This is a genomic window from Alkalimonas delamerensis (assembly GCF_030717955.1).
GTDB classification, from domain to species: Bacteria; Pseudomonadota; Gammaproteobacteria; order Enterobacterales; family Alteromonadaceae; genus Alkalimonas; species Alkalimonas delamerensis.
Genome location: NZ_JAUZVY010000007.1, coordinates 49,915 through 68,208, shown reverse-complemented (window position 1 = coordinate 68,208; position 18,294 = coordinate 49,915). Strand labels below are relative to the sequence as shown.

Here is an 18,294-nt window from a genome sequence, read left to right as displayed (position 1 = left end):
CAATGAGTGACCTGATTTTACATGTTTCAGACGATAGTTTTGAAACCGATGTCCTGAATGCTGAACAACCTGTATTGGTCGATTTCTGGGCTGAATGGTGTGGCCCTTGTAAAATGATCGCGCCCATTCTGGACGATGTGGCAGGTGAATATCAAGGAAAAGTCACCATTGCCAAGCTGAATATTGACCAAAACCCGAATACCTCGCCTAAATACGGCATTCGTGGCATTCCAACCTTGCTGCTGTTCAAAAATGGCCAGGTTGCTGCGACAAAGGTGGGAGCTTTGTCCAAGACCCAGTTAAAAGAGTTTCTGGACAGCAACATCTAATCACCGCTTGTAGGCATGGCTGTTTTTTTATCGCCGCCATGCTGCTGACTTTTTATGCAGTTTTTTGCCGATAACATATAGACGGCTGTGCCATCACCTGCTATTGTTATCGGCAGTACAACACCCATGACCACGCTTGTCTGTCGAGTAAACCAACTCCAAACCTTTTCAAACCCGCTGATAAGCTAATAACATCTATTTCGATCAACTAGAACCCACACTATGCATTTAACCGAATTAAAACGTAAGCCAATCAATGAACTGGTGGAATTAGCCGAGTCCATGGGCTTAGACAGCATGGCTCGCTTACGCAAGCAGGACATTATTTTCGCCATTTTGAAATCCCACGCCAAAAAAGGCGAGGAGATTTATGGCGGTGGCGTACTGGAAATTCTGCAAGATGGCTTCGGCTTTCTGCGTTCAGGCGACAGCTCTTACCTGGCAGGGCCTGATGACATTTATGTCTCACCCAGCCAAATCCGACGCTTTAACCTGCGCACCGGCGATACCATCGACGGCCTGATCCGGCCACCGAAAGAAGGCGAGCGTTACTTTGCCTTGCTGAAAGTCAGCGAGGTCAACTTCGGCAAGCCCGAGCATGCCCGCAACAAGATTCTGTTTGAAAACTTAACGCCTTTGCATGCCAATGACCGCCTGCGAATGGAGCGTGGCAACGGCAGTACCGAAGACATCACCGCCCGGGTGCTGGATTTGGCCTCCCCGATTGGCCGCGGCCAACGTGGCCTAATCGTGGCACCACCAAAAGCCGGTAAAACCTTGTTGCTGCAAAACATCGCCCAGTCCATCGCCGCCAACCACCCGGAATGCGTGCTGATGGTACTGCTGATTGACGAGCGGCCGGAAGAAGTCACCGAGATGCAGCGTCTGGTGAAAGGTGAAGTCATTGCCTCCACCTTTGATGAGCCAGCCAGCCGCCATGTGCAAGTGGCTGAAATGGTGATTGAAAAAGCCAAGCGCCTGGTCGAGCACAAAAAAGACGTCATTATCCTGCTCGATTCCATTACCCGTTTGGCCCGGGCGTACAACACCGTGATCCCAAGCTCCGGCAAGGTATTAACCGGTGGTGTCGATGCCAATGCGCTGCACAAGCCGAAGCGCTTCTTTGGTGCCGCCCGGAATGTCGAAGAAGGTGGCAGCTTAACCATCATCGCTACTGCGCTGGTCGATACCGGCTCGAAGATGGACGAAGTCATCTACGAAGAATTTAAAGGCACCGGTAACCTGGAGCTGCACCTGGCACGCAAAATTGCCGAAAAACGCATCTTCCCGGCCATCGACTTCAACCGCTCCGGCACCCGTCGCGAAGAATTGATGGTGTCGCAAGAAGAACTGCAAAAGATGTGGATTTTACGCAAAATCCTCAATCCGATGGATGAGTCCGATGCGATGGAGTTCCTGATCGATAAGCTTGGTATGACCAAGACCAACGACGAGTTCTTCGAATCGATGAAGCGCCAGCGCAGCTAACAAGCGAAGCGTCAAGGTGAAAAGCCAGCCTCATCGGGCTGGCTTTTTTGTTGCTGATTCAGGCTAGCCGTTGATGCACCAGCGGGAATGATGCTGCGGCATCAGTACAAAGTGCACAAGCAGCCAGCACTTCCTGCACCGCCTGCTCGGCAGCCGCATCCGAGCTGGCATGGACTTTCAGTAAAGGTTGCCCTTGCTCCAGCCAGCTGCCCGCTGGGCATATCGCACTAAAGCCTACGGCTGGGTTGATTTGCTGATCGGGGTGAGCCCGGCCACCGCCGAGCCGAACCACCGCCATCCCCAGTGCTACGGTATCCTGCACCTGCAAGTATCCGCTGACCGGCGCTGGCACCTCCAGCTCGACAGGGGCTTTGGCCAGATAGCGCTCTGGCCGCTCCAGCAAATCAGCCGGGCCTCCCAGAGCCGCCACCATGCGGGCGAAGTACTCCGCCGCTTTGCCGCTGCTCAGGCTCTGCTCCAGCGCTCGGATGGCACTGGCCTCATCCGGCTGCAAACCGGACAGCACCAGCATATCGGCGCCCAATGCCAGCGTCAGTTGGTGCAACCGGGGCTCACGCACCTTGCCGGTTAAGTAGTCCAGCGTTTCCAGCACCTCCAGCGCATTGCCGGCTGTCGTGCCCAGAATTTGATTCATGTCGCTGATCAGAGCCCGGGTGGCCACACCGGCACCGCAGGCGGTATCGACAATGCTGCGCGCCAGAGCTTCGGCATCACTGGCAGTGGCCATGATGGCGCCATTGCCCACTTTGACATCCATTACCAGAGCGTCCAGACCTTCAGACAGTTTTTTCGATAAAATGGACGCGGTGATCAGCGGAATGGACTCGACGGTCGCTGTTACATCACGGATGCCATACAAGCGCCGGTCGGCCGGTGCCAGCTCATCGGTCTGACCGACAATCAGGCAGCCCAGCTCTGGTAACAACTGACGGATACGGCTAAGCGACTGATTGCAGCTGTACCCCGGGATGCTTTCCAGTTTATCCACAGTACCGCCGGTATGGCCCAGCCCCCGGCCTGCAATGCTAGGCATGTAAGCGCCACAAGCGGCCACCATCGGCGCCAGCATCAGGGTCACTTTATCACCCACGCCACCGGTACTGTGCTTGTCCACCACCGGGCCATTGAGTTGGCCCTGCCAGTTCAGGCAGGTGCCCGAGTCGCGCATCGCCAGCGTCAGCGCGACTTTTTCGTCTACCGTCATGCCATTGAGATAAATCGCCATCGCCAGCGCGGCGGCCTGACTGTCGCTAAAGCTGCCATCGGTTAAGCCCTTAGCAAATTGAGCGATTTCGTCCTGGCTCAGGGCTCCGCCATTGCGTTTTCGTTTGATTATTTCCTGTGGGATCGGCATAGCTACTCCGTCGGCACCCTTAGTTTGGCACCTTAGTTCGGCACCTTGGTGCTGTTGGCTAAATACAAAGGGGTAAAGGCATCCGGCAGCAACTGCTGTACTGTCCAGCCCTGGATCTGCTGCTGGTGGTTGCTGCTGTAGATCAGGGTCTCCGGCAAAAAGAATTCAGCAATCACCTGACGGCACAGGCCACAGGGCGGAGTCAGCTTCTCCTGCGGCGTGTACACCAACAAGGCATCAAACTGACGCTCGCCAGCGACCACTGCCGCAGCAATGGCATTGCGCTCGGCGCAAACCGTGCCACCGTAAGAGGCATTTTCGACATTGCAGCCGCTGTAGATGCGGCCACTGAGCCCTCGCACCGCCACCCCAACCGGAAACTGGCTGTAGGGAGCATAGGCATTGTTAGCGGCTTCACGCGCCGCCTGATACAAAGGCTGCAAGGCTTCGGGTAGTGCAGTCATAACTCGGGTATCCTTGATGGCTCAAAAGCCGGATCCACAGTTATGACGGCAAAAAGCCGTTAGATCAAGAGCACAGGTTGAAAAATTGTTACTTTATTAACTCAACTGCACGAATGCTGAGCAATGCCTCTCCCCCAGCTTCGTCGGTTAAGTCCGGCACCAGATAGATGGCACTGACATGGGCTGGAACGATGCCCTGATCGACGGAGATTGCTGGTGTCCAGTAAGGACGCTGAAAGTCAGCCAGTGATAAAGTAGCCTCTTGCCAATCGGTGGCAGCAGGCAGCACCGCCTGGTAATGAGCGTAGCTCTGATCGCCCTGCTCGCCATACTCCAGCTGCGCCAGCTTGACCACCAGATCGCTGCTGCTTTGGTAGCTCAGCTGCAAGCCACTGGCGCCTTGCAAGCTCCCATTCGGCAAGTCGTAAATCAGTTCCACCCAGGAATTGTTCTGCGCATCCACCCGAGGTACCCGGTAAAAGGCGATCTGGGCAATGCCATCCTGCACCAGCTCACCGCTGTAGCTGGCGCTGCTGCCGTGTGGATCGGTGGCGTAGCGCCAGTGCACGGCATCCAGCTCACCTTGCTGATTGGCCGACGAATCAGTGACGGCTTCGCCGCTATCGCTGCAACCAAGCAGCAACACCAATAAGGCTAGCCCTAACACCCCAAGTGCGTACTGTTTCATCATCCTCTCCTTATGGTTAGTTCAAAAGCATCCGCATCCAGATAAGCCGGGAACTTCTGTTTAAATTGCTGCAAGGCAGCCGCGTCAAGCTCAGCGCAGAGCACGGTGCTCTGGTCCAGACCATCAGCCAGGGGTTGGCCCAGATAATCAACAATCAAACTATCGCCACTGTACTCAACACCATTGCCATCGGTGCCAATACGGTTGCAGCCAATGACATAGGCTTGGTTTTCAATGGCTCTGGCCGACAGCAGGGTGCGCCAGGCCAGGCGGCGTGGCGCCGGCCAGTTAGCGACGTAAATCAAGGCATCGTAGTCGTTGCGGTTGCGGCTAAACACCGGAAAGCGCAGGTCGTAGCAAACTTGCAGGCAAAACCGCAAGCCACGCCAGGGTACGATGACCCGCTCGCGGCCAGCATCATAGGCCTGATGTTCACCGGCCATCCGAAACAAATGCACTTTATCGTACTGCGTACACTCGCCTTCAGGCGTTACAAAGTACAGCCGGTTGTAGTACTGCCCCTGCTCTTGTACTGCTACCGAGCCACAAAGCGCAGCGCCGGATAACGCTGCCTGCTGCTTCAGCCAGTCCAGGCTCTCACCGCCGGCCGGCTCGGCAACAGCGGCACTGTCCATCGAAAAGCCGGTGGTAAACATTTCCGGCAACACAATCAGATCCTGACCGCTCAGCGCTGCAATCTTCTCAGCCAATTGCTGACGGTTGGCCACAGGGTCCTGCCAATGCAGACTGCTTTGCACCACGGCTACTTTTAAAGACGACATAAAACCTCCGCCGCTTGCTGCAAGGTGGATTCTTCTTTGGCAAAACAAAAGCGAACCAAGCGCTGCGCCGGCGGCTGGCGGTAAAACACACTGAGCGGAATGGCCGCCACCTTGTGCTGCACCGTTAACCAGCGACAAAACTCCAGATCCGGCAGCTCGCTGATGGCACTGTAATCGGCCAGCTGAAAGTAGGTGCCCTCAGCCGGCAGCAGCTGCAAGCGACTGCCACTAAGCGCCGCACAAAACACATCGCGTTTGCGCTGATAAAAAGCGGCCAAACCAACGACTTGCTCCGGCTGCTGTTCCAGCATGGCGGCGACAGCAAACTGGGCCGGGGTAAAGCTGGAAAAGGTCACGTACTGGTGCACCTTGCGAAACTCGACCATCAGCGCTGGGGGCGCTACGCAATACCCCAGCTTCCAGCCGGTGACATGAAAGGTTTTGCCGAAGGACGACACCACCAGGCTGCGCGCGGCTAAATCCGGGAAACACAAAGCACTCAATTGTGGCCGGCCATCAAACACCATGTGCTCGTACACTTCATCACTGATGCAATACAGTCCATGCTGGCAGACCAATTGCTGCAACTGTTGCCAGTCGCTGGCACTGAACACCTTGCTGCTGGGGTTGTGCGGACTGTTGACAATAATCAGCCGGGTTTTATCGTTGATGGCATCCGCGACCTGCTGCCAGTCGACCTGAAAGTCCGGGGCCAGCAGAGCCAGGTGCACCGTGGCGCCACCGGCCAACTGCACCGCCGGGGCATAGCTATCGTAGGCAGGATCAAACACAATCACTTCATCACCGGGGCGAACCAGAGCCTGAATGGCACAAAACAAGGCTTCGGTGGCTCCGGAGGTCACGGTAATGTGCTGCTCTGGACACACCTTTTGATGGTAGCAACGTGCAATCAAAGCAGCGATTTGCTGACGCAGTGGCAAGACGCCAGCCATGGGTGCATACTGATTCAAACCTTGCTGGCTGAAGGAGGCCAGCTGCTCCACTAAAAAGGGATCGCAGCCAAAGTCTGGAAACCCCTGGGACAAATTAATGGCCTGCTGCTCTGCCGCCAATTGCGACATGGTGGTAAAAATCGAGGTTCCGATACCGGGTAATTTGGACTGAAGGTCGTTTTGCATCTGAATTCCTGCCTTTCGGTTGCCTCTACCATAGCGCCTGTCCCTTCGCTCTGGCAAGAACGACAGGGTACCGAGCAACAGGCAACGGTTGCCAAACTGGACCAGCATGGTATCATTTCAGACCTTTTTATGTATAGACATCTAAACGTCAGGGTGTTCAGGAGCAGATCAGATGAATCAAGCCGCGCAGCACGTGCAGCAACTGAATCCATATGCCATTGCGCTTTGTGCCACCGGCCGCTGGATCGCCAGCCGCCACTGGGTGCCGGCCACGGGCGGCAACTTCTCCATTCGAACGGGTGAGCACAGCGCCCTGGTCACCGCTTCTGGCAAAGACAAAGGCCAGCTCAGCCCACAAGATTTGCTGCCGGTGAGCTGGCAGCAAGGCCCCCTGCAATGCGACGGCACCCCTTCTGCAGAAACGGCGCTGCATGCCCGATTGTATCAACTGGATCACCAGATTAAGGCGGTGCTGCACACCCACTCGGTGCACTCAACGGTGTTTTCCCGGCTGCTCCCCGGCACAGAACATCTACTGACCGGCTACGAAATGCAAAAAGCCATTCGTGGTCAGCACAGCCATGAAGATAGCTGCCCGTTGACGGTGTTTGACAACACCCAGGATATCCCGGCACTGGCCGATGCAGTCGCCGAACGCTGGCAACAGGTACAAACCGCTTCGGCCCTGCTGGTGCGCGGTCATGGGCTTTATGTCTGGGGACAAAGCCTGGAAGACGCAAAAAGGCATTTAGAGGCCTGGGAATTTCTTATACACTGTGAGTTAGAACGCATCCGACTTACAGGACATGTATGAACTACCGCGCCCTTGTCACCGATATTGAAGGCACCACCACCCGCATCAGCTTTGTCACCGAGGTGCTGTTTCCCTATGCCGCTGAGCAGCTGCCAGAATTTATTCGTCAGCGCAGTGAACAAGCCGAAGTGGCCATGCAGCTGAAGGCGGTGCGCCAGCTGATGAAGCAACCGGAAGCCAGCCTGGACGCCATCATTGCGCAATTGCAGGCCTGGATTGCTGCCGATGAAAAAATCACGCCACTGAAAGCCCTGCAAGGCATGATCTGGCGACTGGGTTATCAGCAGGGCCACTTTACCGGCCACCTGTACCCGGATGCTGCCGAGCAGCTCAAGGCCTGGCAAGCCAAAGGCGTCCAGCTGTTTGTCTACAGCTCCGGCTCAGTAGAGGCGCAGCAACTGCTGTTTCGCCACAGTGATTTTGGTGATCTAACCCCGCTGTTCAGCGGTTATTTTGATACCCGCATCGGTGGCAAGAAGGAAATCTCCTCCTACGCAGCCATCTTGCAACATTTGCAGTTCCCACCCAGCCAGGTGTTGTTTGTATCCGATGTGGTGGCCGAACTGGATGCTGCCAGCAAGTTGGGGATCGCCACCACCCAGTTGATTCGTGACGGCCAGGCGCCGGGGACTCACCCGGTTGCCCGGGACTTTTACCAAATCGAGGTCTAGTTATGTCCAGCTTAACCATCTACCCAGCGCAGGAGCCCTCCCAGGCATTGTTCCAGAGCGACAACCTTGTTGAGATTGCCGAAAAACTGCAGCAGCAGGGGATCCGCTTTGAACAATGGCAAGCCAATCAACCCATCGATGCCAGCACCGATGCCGACAGCATTCTGGAGGCCTACAGCGATGACATCGAGCGGCTAAAGCAGCAAGGCGGCTATGTCACGGTGGATGTGATTTCGCTCAACAGCGATCACCCGGACAAAGCGGCGCTGCGGCAGAAATTTCTGGCCGAACACACCCACAGCGAAGATGAAGTGCGCTTTTTTGTCCGCGGTGAAGGCTTGTTCTGCCTGCATTTGGGCGAGCACATCTACCAAGTGCTGTGCCAGCAAAACGACTTGATCAGTGTACCGGCCAATACCCCGCACTGGTTCGATATGGGCAGCGAGCCCAATTTTACCGCCATCCGGCTGTTCAATAACCCGGAAGGCTGGGTCGCCAATTTTACCGGCAGTGCTATTGCCTCGCGCTTTCCGCTGTTGGATTGACGCTTAACTCCGAGCGCTATGGATGAGATTTTTTCACCCGACGGATGGATTTATCTCCTTTGTCAGCAAAGCAGAAACACCTTAGTCTGGCTTTGTCGCCCCGAAAAGGCGGTTCCACCCTGTCTATCCTTGTCTTTCGCCCGGAGCTTGCTCCGGGCTTTTTTATTGGGTTGGGTTTAACCGGACTAAAGCACCGGCAGCCACATCAGCTTGATCAAGCACACCACTATCCAGCACCCAGCCGCTAACCAGCCCGGCAGGCGTGACATCAAAAGCCGGATTAAACACCGGTGCCTGCTCCGGCGCCCAGCAAACCTGACCAAAACTACCGCTCACGCCGCGCACTTCCGCCGCTGGGCGCTGCTCAATCGGGATCTGGCTGCCGTCGCTGCAGCGGGGATCGACCGTGGTGTGCGGAGCCACCACATAAAAAGGGATTTGATGATAATGCGCCAGTACCGCCAAATTGTAGGTACCGACTTTGTTAGCAAAGTCGCCATTGGCAGCGATACGATCCGAGCCGACAAAGATGCGATCGACCTCGCCCCGAGCCATCAGCATGGCGGCCATATTGTCGCAAATCAGCTGATACGGAATGCCCAGTTGCTCACATTCCCAGGCCGTTAGACGCCCGCCTTGCAACAAAGGCCGGGTCTCGTCCACCCACAGTTTGATGGCTTTGCCCTGCTGATGTGCCAGTCGCACCACCCCCAGCGCCGTGCCAACCCCTGCCGTTGCCAGACCGCCGGTATTGCAATGCGTCAGCAGCCGCTCATTCGGCTGAACCAAAGCCGCGCCATGCTCGGCCATCTGCAGGCACAGCTGCACATCTTCGGCAAAGAGCTGCTCGGCGCAGGCCACCGCCGCGCTGACATAATCGGACTGTTGCAAGGCGGCTACCATCGCATCCAAGTTATTCATCAGATTGACCGCGGTAGGCCGGGCTGCTCTGAGTACTTCAGCACTGTGCAGCAGCTGCGCACGGCTATCGCCCTGCTCAGCCCGGTAAGCCAGCAACAAGGATGCAGCAATGCCAATTGCAGGTGCGCCCCGCACCTGCAATTGTTGAATCATCGCCACCATCTGCTCAACCTGCTGGCAATGCAGCCAGCTTTGCTGATGCGGTAACAGCGTCTGATCCAGAATAAACAACTGGCCTTGTTCGATTTTGATGCTGAGACCCGCCATGTTTTTCATGCTTTATGCCTTATTTAGCCTTGCAGACGTCTAGAATGTTTGCGATTATGCAGTTCTTCTATTGGCCTGACAAGTCCGGATCCCCTATGAGTGACTACCAAACTTTTACCGCAGATGATGCCAAGCACTTTGCCCTTAGCCATGCTGATGCTTTTCGTGACAACGATCAGCTTGAAGCAGAAGAATTTGGTGATGGCAATCTGAATTTGGTATTTCGGGTGAAAAACCAACAGGGACGCAGCCTGATTGTCAAACAAGCTCTGCCTTATGCCCGCTGTGTTGGTGAAAGCTGGCCACTCACCATCGACCGGGCCCGAATAGAGGCTGAAGTCTTGCTGCGTCATGGCCGGCTGTGCCCGGAGCATACCGTTAAGGTGCTGCATTACGATGCAGCCCTGGCCGCGATTTTGATGGAAGACCTGGGCCAGCTGGAGATATTGCGCAGCGCCTTGGTCGCAGGCAAGCAATTCCCCTTGTTGGCCAACCAGATGGCACAGTACCTGGCCCAGACCTTGTTTCATACCAGCGACTTTGTTTTAAACGGCTTGCAAAAAAAAGCCGAGGTTGCGCGCTTTTTAAACCCGGAGCTCTGTCTGATCACCGAAGATCTGTTTTTTACCGATCCCTACTGCAACCACGAGCGCAACAACATTCATCAGGCCATTTTGCCGCAGGCCCGCGAGCTATGGCACGATGAGGCCTTGCAAGCAGAGGTCGCACGGCTAAAAGCAGACTTTTTGTCCAAACCACAGGCTCTGTTGCATGGCGATGTGCATAGCGGCAGTATTTTTGTCAGTGCAAAGCAATGCAAAGTGATCGATGCCGAGTTTGGCTTTTACGGCCCCATAGGTTTTGATGTCGGCAGCCTGCTGGGGAATTTATTACTCAGCTATGCCGGTCAATTTGGTTTGCAAGAAGACACCGCTGCCCGCGAGCAGCAACAAGCCTATCTGCTCGAACAAATTGAAACACTCTGGCTGAATTTTGCCAGCACCTTCAACCAGCTGATGCAAACCCAGACCAAAGAAAGCAGCTTTGCCAACAGCAATTATCAGAGCTTTTTCCTGCAACAAGTCCTGGCCGACAGCATTGGCTATGCAGGCTGTGAGCTGATCCGTCGCACCGTCGGCCTGGCGCATGTGGCAGACCTGGAACAAATTCGTCATGAGCCGCAGCGGGCCCGCTGCGAACGCTTTGCACTGGCACTGGGCCGCCAGCTGATTATGCAGCGGCAAAGCCTGAGTACCATCGCTCAGCTCACCACCTTGGTCCGTCACTTACCACTGCCGGAATAATGGTATTTTTGCCAGTCTGACTTGCGAGGCTGGCTAAATGCATCTTTACTCTGTTTACCCGCTGGTTTAACTGGAGCCAAAGATGCGCATCTTACTGATCCTCTTCGGTTTGTCCCTATTTCCGCTCGAAGCCAAGGTGCTGTGGCAGGACTTCCGCTTAACCTATCTCTATGGCGAAAATTACCGGCTTGGCGATCCCAGCCGCCATGTCTTTACCATTGAGCACGCCGCCAACACCTCTTGGGGCGATAATTTTTTCTTCCTCGACCACATGCGTTTTAAAGATGGCACCCGCACCAATTATGCTGAACTGCAACCGCGTTTTAGCCTGGGCAAGAACACCAGCGGCAACTACCAGTTTGGCCCGGTCACCGATGTGCTGTTGGCTGCCCATATCGAGATGAGCAGCCTGGCGACCAACTACCTGTATGGTGCCGGCGTTGATTTAGCCGTGCCAGGCTTTCGCTTCGTGCAAGCCAATGTCTACCGGCGCAACAACGACAAAGTGGCCAATAACTGGCAACTCACCCTGGTCTGGGCCTACCCTTTTACCTTAGGCAACCAGCAGTTTTTACTGGATGGCTTTATGGACTGGGCCAGCACCAGTGTCGATCAACGCGCCAACCTGAATCTGACCCCGCAACTGAAATGGCTGGCCAGCCCACATCTGGGCATGGAAAGTCAGCTATGGTTAGGCATTGAGTATGTGTTTTGGCGCAACAAATTCGGCGTAGCCGACAGCCCGGCACTGCGCAGTCATGAAAACAATGTCAATCTATTGGTGAAGTGGCACTTTTAACGCTTTTTGTTTGTACGGGTAGCGCTGGATCCTTCCGAAAAAGCTGTTAGCATGTAAGAATTTAAGTGACTTTGGAGCCAACTATGGCCATCCAATTGCAGTGCATCTGGCAGCAGGCCGCGCACAATGCCTTTACCGACCTGATTCACTTTAACCGTACCTTTTGGTGCGTATTCAGAGAAGGCAGTGCCCACGTCTCGCCTGACGGCCATTTCCGCATCCTGCGCTCCCTCGATGGTGTGCATTGGCTCAGCTCTGCGGTGATTCGCCTGCCGGATGCCGACTTACGCGACGCTAAATTCAGCATCCTGCCCGACAGCCGACTGATGCTGTACGGTGCCGGTGCTTTGCATGACAAAAGCCAGCAAAGCCACCAAAGCTACGCCTGGCTTTCCGACGATGGCCTGCATTGGTCAAAGGCTGTGCCAATAGGAGAGCCCAACATCTGGATCTGGCGACTGAGCTGGCACCAGCAGCAAGGGCTGGCCATGGGCTATAAATGCGGCCAGCCGCGCTTTGTCCGCGCTTACCAAACCAGCGACGGCCATCACTATCAGCCAATCAACCCGGATAGCTACAGCGGCAGTTACGCCAACGAAAGTGGTTTATTGTTCGAGCCGGATGGCACCGCGCTCTGCCTGCTGCGCCGCGATCCGGAGCATGGCCTGTATGGCCGCGCCAGGCCGCCCTATCAGCATTGGGATTGGCGCGACATTGGTTGTCGCATCGGCGGCCCCGAATGGCTGGAGCTGCCGGATGGCCGCTTGCTGGCCTGCGTTCGGCTGTACGATAACAAGGTACGCACCAGCTTATGCTGGATAGACCGGCACAGTGGTCAACTGACCGAATGGCAGGCTCTGCCCTCAGGCGGCGATTGCAGCTATGCCGGCATGGTGCTGCAGGGCAACAAGCTGTTCATCAGCTACTACTCCTCGCATGAAGGCCAGAGCCGGATTTATTTAGCTACTGTATCACTATAGCCATCCTTTCACTGGCGTGCCTTGTTGTTACTTCCAGCAGAGTATGCTTTAGCTGCTGCCAAATTTTTTAAGGTCGCTGCATAGCCTGTCAGGCATGATACTCGGCAGGGCGAAGACCATAGCAGACAAGCACTCACTTGGCGCGGTGTCCAAAAGTGTTGGTACGGATCAATCGAAGATTTTCTATCACCAAGGCCTGTGAATAGTAAGGTTCATCTGCTGCAACTTGTCTGCCAACAGCTTATTGGATATAGAAAAGTGCCTCAGCAGCTGCGAGCGTTATCACGCCATGGATCGTTTGCTTGATAAAATCACGCCAGCTAAGCCGAAGATGATCCGGTTCTGTTAGAACAAATATCCTGACTATCGGCAGAAACAGGAATTCGTTGGGCCCTAGTGGCACGCCCTGCCCTCTGGAAGTGCCCGCAGCTATGCCGGCATGGTGCTGCAGGCTAACACTCTGTTCATCAGCTACTACTCATCACATAAAGGTCAGTGCCAGATTTGATTGGCAAAAATAATGCTGCAAATATCACTAAAATATCTCTTGTTTATCACATTAAATTATTACCTTTTGATTACTTTCCTGAGATTATCACTTAGCCAAATGGCGACTACTTTTATCCCAAAAATGGAGTGATTTATGGTCAGAAAAACAGTTATTCTTATAATTATTGGATTGTCTTTTTCGGCTAGCAAAGCCTATGCGGGTTCCAGAGTTACTGTAGATGGTACAACTTATCGGTGTGATAACTCCTGTAATGTCGATACCAGCACTAATCCAGCAACCGTAACGGACTGTTGCGGTGGTGATGTGTGGGTTAGACAAATACAATAGAAAATTCGCCTGTCTTCAGCAGTCACGGCAGGCGTTTAATTCATTTGAGAATCAGCGTGTATGACTATGAAAAGCAAAATTTTTTTTATCAGCGTAACTATCATCTTAGCCATTGCCTTTGGAGCTTTCAACTTTCTATCACCTTCTGCCAGCTTTCAGCCAAAGTCTGAGCAGCTATCGACTTTGCAACAAACGAAAAGTGCAACTCTTCAGAGTCAATCAACTAAAAAAACAGATTTAATCGCTGAACAACCGAGTCAACAAAACATACGTGCAGCCTCATTGACTCAAGACAAGCCAACCTCAGCAGACCCAGGTAAGCAAATTGAAGCTGCAGATCCTGAAAAAACCATTTTTCGAAGCGACGATTACCGTCAGCTGCTCTTTAGTGATGACACCTCACTCATAGTAGCAGCGAAGCAAGATTTCAAAACGACTGAAAGTATGGAGCACGAACATTACTTACAGCAAGTGTTCTTAGACTGGCAACAGCAAAACCCGCAATACAACACGATCCGCTTAGATGTCGCTGAGTGCGATAAAAACGCGTGCTTCGTTTCGCTCGCGGGGGTTGAGCGCTTAACAGAGCTGCAATTGCAACAATTGGAAGACGAATTATTGTTTAATAAGCAGAAATTCTCCGGAATCACGGCTGCTGGCACTGGTGGAACCTATGGCATTTACGATGATGGGAACACTAAACATTTCAGGTTAGTTTATGTCACCAACGAGCACTTTAGGGGGATCCATTGAGAGCATAACGAACAGCAGCCGGTTTATGCAGCACAATAGCGTTTTTGTTTATGTGGCATTGATCAAACTGCGCCATAATTTAAAAGAAAGAATGGCATAGTTTGATCAAAGGATCCCAAGCAGGCAGACTTAGTACTTAATACTGCAGCCATAAGGCCGGGTGATGGGCTTGCTGACCGGCTGGCCGGCGAGGACTTCATTGCCGGCATTCGCCAGGTAGGCTTCGGCTCTTGGAATATCCTCCGGATTGGCGGTAGGAATGCTGTCGATGCCGCCCATATACAGCAGGTTGCCATCGGCACCAATCACATACATATGTGGTGTAACGCGAGCATCAAAGGCGCGCCCCATGTCGCCGCTCTCATCCAGTAGCACCGCAGCTGGCTGGGCGCCACGGCTGGCGGTCAGCTCGTTGGCCTGTTCCGGGCTGACATGGCCCTGGCTGCCTGGCCTGGATGAAATCACACTCAACCAGACCGTATCGTTGTCGGCAAAGTGCTGTTGCAGCCCCTGCATGTTGTCGCTGACGTAATGCTTGACCACAAAAGGACAGTCGTGATTGGTCCACTCCAGAATCACATTCTTGCCGGCAAAATCGGCCAGTGAGTGGGTTTGGCCATGGCTATCGACCACGGTAAAATCCGGAGCCGGAGCGCCAATTTGTGGCGCGGCAGCCACCGCAGTTACTGTACCAGCCAGCGCCAGAGCACTGAAGAGTTGCTTAAGTTTCATGGTATTGCTCCTTTCGGGCGTGTGCCCGCTCACAGTTAAATGGCAGCCACTACCACACAGGCTGCAGGTTAAGATCAGTTGGGTTTTGCTGCCAACTGCGCCAGCTGATCGCGTAGCGTATTTGGCGTTAAAATCTGCGGCAGAATTTTTGGCTCCTGTCCCGGCCAGTACAACACATACAAGGGCACCCCATCACGCTGATACTGTTGCAAATAGGCGTGGATATCCGCACCTCTCAGCGTCCAGTCACCTTTTAAGTAAGTCACGCCATAGTCCGTCAGTGCCTGGCGGCCACTCTCGGTATTGAGCGCCACCCGCTCATTGACTAAGCAGGTGATGCACCAATCAGCGGTCATATTGACCAGCACCGGTTGCTTATCCGCTTGCAGTTCAGCCAAGCGTTCCGGGCTCCAGGGCTCCCAATGCCGGTTTTCCGCACTTTGCTGCGCACCCTGCTGTGGCTGCAACAGCACCAGCAATAAGATAGCCAGCAGTGCAAAGACCCAGCTTAGCTGCGGCGCCAACCGAAAGCCCTGCCCCAGCTGCTGACGGCCCCAAAGCCACAGCGCAGCGGCCAGACAAACCAGGCCAACCAGCACCAATGCCTGCGCATCCACGCCGGCCTGACGACCCAGCACCCACAGCAACCAAACGGTGGTGAGGTACAAAGGGTACGCCAGCCATTGCTTCAGCGTATCCATCCAGGCGCCTGGCTTAGGCAGTAAACGGGCCAGTCGGCGGCTGTATGCCAGAAGCAAGAACGGCAACGCCATGCCAAAACCCAGGGCTAAAAACACCAGCAAAGCCACCGGGGCCGACTGGGTGACCGCATAGCCAAGGGCAGCGCCCATAAAAGGCGCCGTGCAAGGGCTGGCCACAATGACAGCCAAAACTCCGGTCAGGAAGGAGCCTTTGGCGCCCTGACGCTGACCCAGGCTGGATCCCAGTTGCATCAGGCGACTGCCAAATTGCACCAGGCCGGACAAACTTAAACCCAGCGCAAAAAACAGGTAAGCCAGGCCCCCAACCAGCCAGGGGTTTTGCAACTGAAAGCCCCAGCCCACTGCAGCACCCGCCGCCCGCAAGCCAATTAACGCCAGAGCCAGCACAGCGAACATCGCCAGCACACCGAGTGTATAACTCCAGGCGTCGCGCTTTTGCCGGCCGGCATCGCCGCTGTTGTTGGCAAGACTGATGGCTTTTAACGACAACACCGGGAAAACACAGGGCATCAGATTCAGGATAAGGCCACCACCAGCCGCCAGCAGCAGTGCCGTCAGAAAAGCAGCCAGACCAAATTCACTACCAGCCGCGACTGCGCCCCCCACATCAAGACGCTGCGCCTGCACCACAAAGGATTGCGGGCCACTGGTCAGTACAATCTCGATCTGCTCGGGTGCCTGATGGAAATAAGTATTTTGCGGCTGACGCAGCAGCAAACTGCCATCCTGCCAGCTGATCTCCTGCGCCTGGGCATGCTCGACCAGGTCGGTCGCACCGACAAAAAAAGCATCGACCAGCAAGTCGTCTCTGGATTCAATCACCGCCGAAAAAACGCCATCCTGCACCTGATACGAGGCTGTGCGCTGAAGGGCCACCGGCTGGGATGCCCGCCCTTGTTCGAACAGGGCCTGATGGTGGGTGGACTCTGCCGGCTGACGCGCCACCGCCAGTGGCAACTCAAAGGACATATCACCGGGAATGCAAATCTCTTCACACACCAGCCAGGACGCATCGGCCTGCAGCAACAAGCCAGTACCGGCATAATCGGCTGGCAGAGTAATCTCGCTGAGCAGCACCGTCGACCCTTCAAAGCCATAATTCATCAAGGGCGGAATAGCGAAAGCCTGAGGTGTGGGCCACTGAATATCGGATACCGTTACGCCATCTGGCAGTTGCCAGCGTATCTGGGTAGGCATGCCCGAGTCGCCGGGGTTTTGCCAGTAAGTATGCCAGTGCTCTTGTGGCAGCAAATGCAAAGCCACCAAAAAGCTCTGGCCAGGTGCCACCGCCTGATGCGAGCTCACCAGCTCAACCTGAATGTGGGGCGCCTGCTTCCAGCCGGTGGAAACTGCGACTGTTGGTGCAGAGTACAGCGCCGTACAGAGACCGATGCAAGTGAGCATCAGCCAAACTAGTCGTCGATACATGGCCATTTCGAAGTTACCTATTGGCTTTCCAGTGTACGCCATGTCACCGGGGTGCGATCAAGTCCTATGGCCTTGCTGCGACCAGCTCCCCAAAAGCAAAGATTAAAGGTAGCTCTGTACCAGCATTCGTGCACCAGCAGCGCCAATCGCACCACAATGGTGCACAACAATCGACTGTTAGGGCTGAAAATGCCCCTTTGCAGCGGCTTTGAGCCGGCACGACTCTTGCTGTACCTTAAGTGAAACCTTGACCACAACTTCATTCAGGAGTCTTCATGTCGACTCGCCTGCCGCCGCTGCGCGGCCTGCGTTGCTTTTGTCTGGCAGCCGAAAATTTAAGTTTTAAATTTACTGCCGAGCAACTGTACATCACCCCTTCGGCAGTCAGCCACCAAATCCGCCAGCTGGAAGAGGATTTAGGGCTGACTTTATTTGTTCGAAAAACCAGGGCGTTAGAACTCACCCCGGCTGGCAAGAGCTTTTATCTGGCGATTCAGCCAGTGATGCAGCAGCTGGTACACACCATCGGTGAGTTCAGCCAAAACGCGGGCAGCAAGGAGGTCAGCATCAGCATGCCCGAGTTCTTCGCCAGTGAGCTTTTTATGCCGCGGTTGCGCGGTTGGTCGGCACAATACCCGGGCATCAACTTACGGGTTGATACGGTAAAAACCCGCAGCGATCCCAGTCGGCCAACCGATGTGTCCATTATTCTGTCTGGCAGCCCACCCCAGTCCGCGCTGTGCCATGAACTCTTTGCCATCAGCTATCAACCGGCCTGCAACCCAAGCCTGTACCAACAATGCCGCGAATTGGGGCTGGAAGCGCTGAACAAGTTGCCGTTGTTGCTGCACCAATCGAGGCCCCATGCCTGGCACCAATGGGCCGAGTTCGCCGGCTTTGAGCACTTCAGGCCAAAGCAAATCCTGCAGCTCGACAGCATGTTTGGCATGGCACGGGCCGCCGAGCAGGGGCTTGGCATCGCCCTGATTCCGATGCCCATCAGCCAGGCCTGGTTTCACAGCGGCGCTTTAATGGCACTGTTTGATGGCAGCTGGACCACCCGTGATAAGTACTACCTGATCCAGCACAAACCCCAGCCGGAACGCCCTGAAATCCAATGGCTGCTGGATTGGGTCTTGCACAGCTTTGCCGAGTACAGATGAGTTTTGCTCATCCATTGGCTGTATTTTTATCCTTTGTCGGATTGGGGAACAAACTCTAAAGTTAGGGCTGTCAGCACCCATGACTGACAGCA

18 protein-coding genes are annotated in these 18,294 nt (G+C 54.8%); 10 read left to right on the top strand and 8 right to left on the bottom strand.

The genetic code is table 11. The features are described 5' to 3' along the window. Positions 1-2 precede the first annotated feature (2 nt). Positions 3-329, top strand: a complete 327-nt coding sequence (gene trxA / locus Q3O59_RS14765) for a thioredoxin TrxA (protein ID WP_091343963.1) — start codon at positions 3-5, stop codon at positions 327-329. Positions 330-551: 222 nt separating this feature from the next. Then, a complete protein-coding gene (gene rho / locus Q3O59_RS14760; protein WP_305946318.1) occupies positions 552-1,817 on the top strand; it encodes a transcription termination factor Rho in 1,266 nt (421 codons plus the stop codon). Positions 1,818-1,875: 58 nt separating this feature from the next. Here rho and deoA read toward each other — a convergent pair whose 3' ends face one another. The 5 genes from deoA to Q3O59_RS14735 all read right to left on the bottom strand — a co-directional run bounded on the left by deoA (position 1,876) and on the right by Q3O59_RS14735 (position 6,265). After that, complete coding sequence (gene deoA, locus Q3O59_RS14755; RefSeq protein ID WP_305946317.1) at positions 1,876-3,192, bottom strand: thymidine phosphorylase; 1,317 nt, start codon at positions 3,190-3,192, stop codon at positions 1,876-1,878. A 32-nt stretch (positions 3,193-3,224) separates the two neighbouring features. Next, positions 3,225-3,656 (bottom strand): cytidine deaminase, encoded by a 432-nt coding sequence (gene cdd, locus Q3O59_RS14750; RefSeq protein ID WP_305946316.1) that lies wholly within the window; start codon positions 3,654-3,656, stop codon positions 3,225-3,227. A gap of 88 nt (positions 3,657-3,744) precedes the next feature. Continuing rightward, positions 3,745-4,344, bottom strand: coding sequence for a carbohydrate binding domain-containing protein (locus Q3O59_RS14745; RefSeq protein ID WP_305946315.1), 600 nt, complete (start codon positions 4,342-4,344; stop codon positions 3,745-3,747). Next, a complete protein-coding gene (locus Q3O59_RS14740) occupies positions 4,344-5,126 on the bottom strand; it encodes an amidohydrolase (protein WP_305946314.1) in 783 nt (260 codons plus the stop codon). The genes Q3O59_RS14745 and Q3O59_RS14740 overlap by 1 nt, the downstream gene beginning before the upstream one ends. Then, entirely contained in the window at positions 5,114-6,265 is a 1,152-nt protein-coding gene (locus Q3O59_RS14735) for a pyridoxal phosphate-dependent aminotransferase (protein WP_305946313.1), read from the bottom strand. Before Q3O59_RS14735 ends, Q3O59_RS14740 begins: the two co-directional genes overlap by 13 nt. Positions 6,266-6,437: 172 nt before the next feature. Between Q3O59_RS14735 and Q3O59_RS14730 the strand changes: the two genes are divergently transcribed. Genes Q3O59_RS14730 through Q3O59_RS14720 form a run of 3 tightly spaced genes read left to right on the top strand, consistent with a single transcriptional unit; the run spans position 6,438 to position 8,295 of the window. Next, a complete protein-coding gene (locus Q3O59_RS14730) occupies positions 6,438-7,079 on the top strand; it encodes a methylthioribulose 1-phosphate dehydratase (RefSeq protein ID WP_305946312.1) in 642 nt (213 codons plus the stop codon). Continuing rightward, on the top strand, positions 7,076-7,750 hold the full coding sequence (gene mtnC / locus Q3O59_RS14725) for an acireductone synthase (protein ID WP_305946311.1): 675 nt from the start codon (positions 7,076-7,078) through the stop codon (positions 7,748-7,750). Before Q3O59_RS14730 ends, mtnC begins: the two co-directional genes overlap by 4 nt. A 2-nt stretch (positions 7,751-7,752) precedes the next feature. Next, positions 7,753-8,295, top strand: a complete 543-nt coding sequence (locus Q3O59_RS14720) for a 1,2-dihydroxy-3-keto-5-methylthiopentene dioxygenase (RefSeq protein ID WP_305946310.1) — start codon at positions 7,753-7,755, stop codon at positions 8,293-8,295. A 162-nt stretch (positions 8,296-8,457) separates the two neighbouring features. Here Q3O59_RS14720 and mtnA read toward each other — a convergent pair whose 3' ends face one another. Further along, positions 8,458-9,492, bottom strand: coding sequence for an S-methyl-5-thioribose-1-phosphate isomerase (gene mtnA, locus Q3O59_RS14715; RefSeq protein ID WP_305946309.1), 1,035 nt, complete (start codon positions 9,490-9,492; stop codon positions 8,458-8,460). An 86-nt stretch (positions 9,493-9,578) separates the two neighbouring features. Here mtnA and mtnK point away from each other — a divergent pair, with 86 nt between their 5' ends. From mtnK to Q3O59_RS14695, 4 genes are all read left to right on the top strand, one after another. Beyond that, positions 9,579-10,787 carry an S-methyl-5-thioribose kinase gene (gene mtnK / locus Q3O59_RS14710; protein ID WP_305946308.1) on the top strand — a complete coding sequence of 403 codons (1,209 nt, stop codon included), beginning with the start codon at positions 9,579-9,581 and terminating at the stop codon, positions 10,785-10,787. 82 nt (positions 10,788-10,869) lie between these two features. After that, entirely contained in the window at positions 10,870-11,586 is a 717-nt protein-coding gene (locus Q3O59_RS14705; RefSeq protein WP_305946307.1) for a DUF5020 family protein, read from the top strand. A gap of 83 nt (positions 11,587-11,669) precedes the next feature. After that, the gene (locus Q3O59_RS14700) at positions 11,670-12,566 is read left to right on the top strand and encodes an exo-alpha-sialidase (protein ID WP_305946306.1); all 897 of its coding nucleotides are present in this window, start codon (positions 11,670-11,672) and stop codon (positions 12,564-12,566) included. A gap of 898 nt (positions 12,567-13,464) precedes the next feature. After that, on the top strand, positions 13,465-14,157 hold the full coding sequence (locus tag Q3O59_RS14695; RefSeq protein ID WP_305946305.1) for a hypothetical protein: 693 nt from the start codon (positions 13,465-13,467) through the stop codon (positions 14,155-14,157). A gap of 129 nt (positions 14,158-14,286) precedes the next feature. Here Q3O59_RS14695 and Q3O59_RS14690 read toward each other — a convergent pair whose 3' ends face one another. Next, complete coding sequence (locus Q3O59_RS14690) at positions 14,287-14,889, bottom strand: thioredoxin family protein (protein WP_305946304.1); 603 nt, start codon at positions 14,887-14,889, stop codon at positions 14,287-14,289. A gap of 74 nt (positions 14,890-14,963) precedes the next feature. Further along, on the bottom strand, positions 14,964-17,015 hold the full coding sequence (locus Q3O59_RS14685) for a protein-disulfide reductase DsbD family protein (RefSeq protein ID WP_305946303.1): 2,052 nt from the start codon (positions 17,013-17,015) through the stop codon (positions 14,964-14,966). Between the two features lie 299 nt (positions 17,016-17,314). Here Q3O59_RS14685 and Q3O59_RS14680 point away from each other — a divergent pair, with 299 nt between their 5' ends. Next, positions 17,315-18,202 (top strand): LysR substrate-binding domain-containing protein, encoded by an 888-nt coding sequence (locus Q3O59_RS14680; protein WP_305946302.1) that lies wholly within the window; start codon positions 17,315-17,317, stop codon positions 18,200-18,202. Positions 18,203-18,294: the final 92 nt, after the last annotated feature.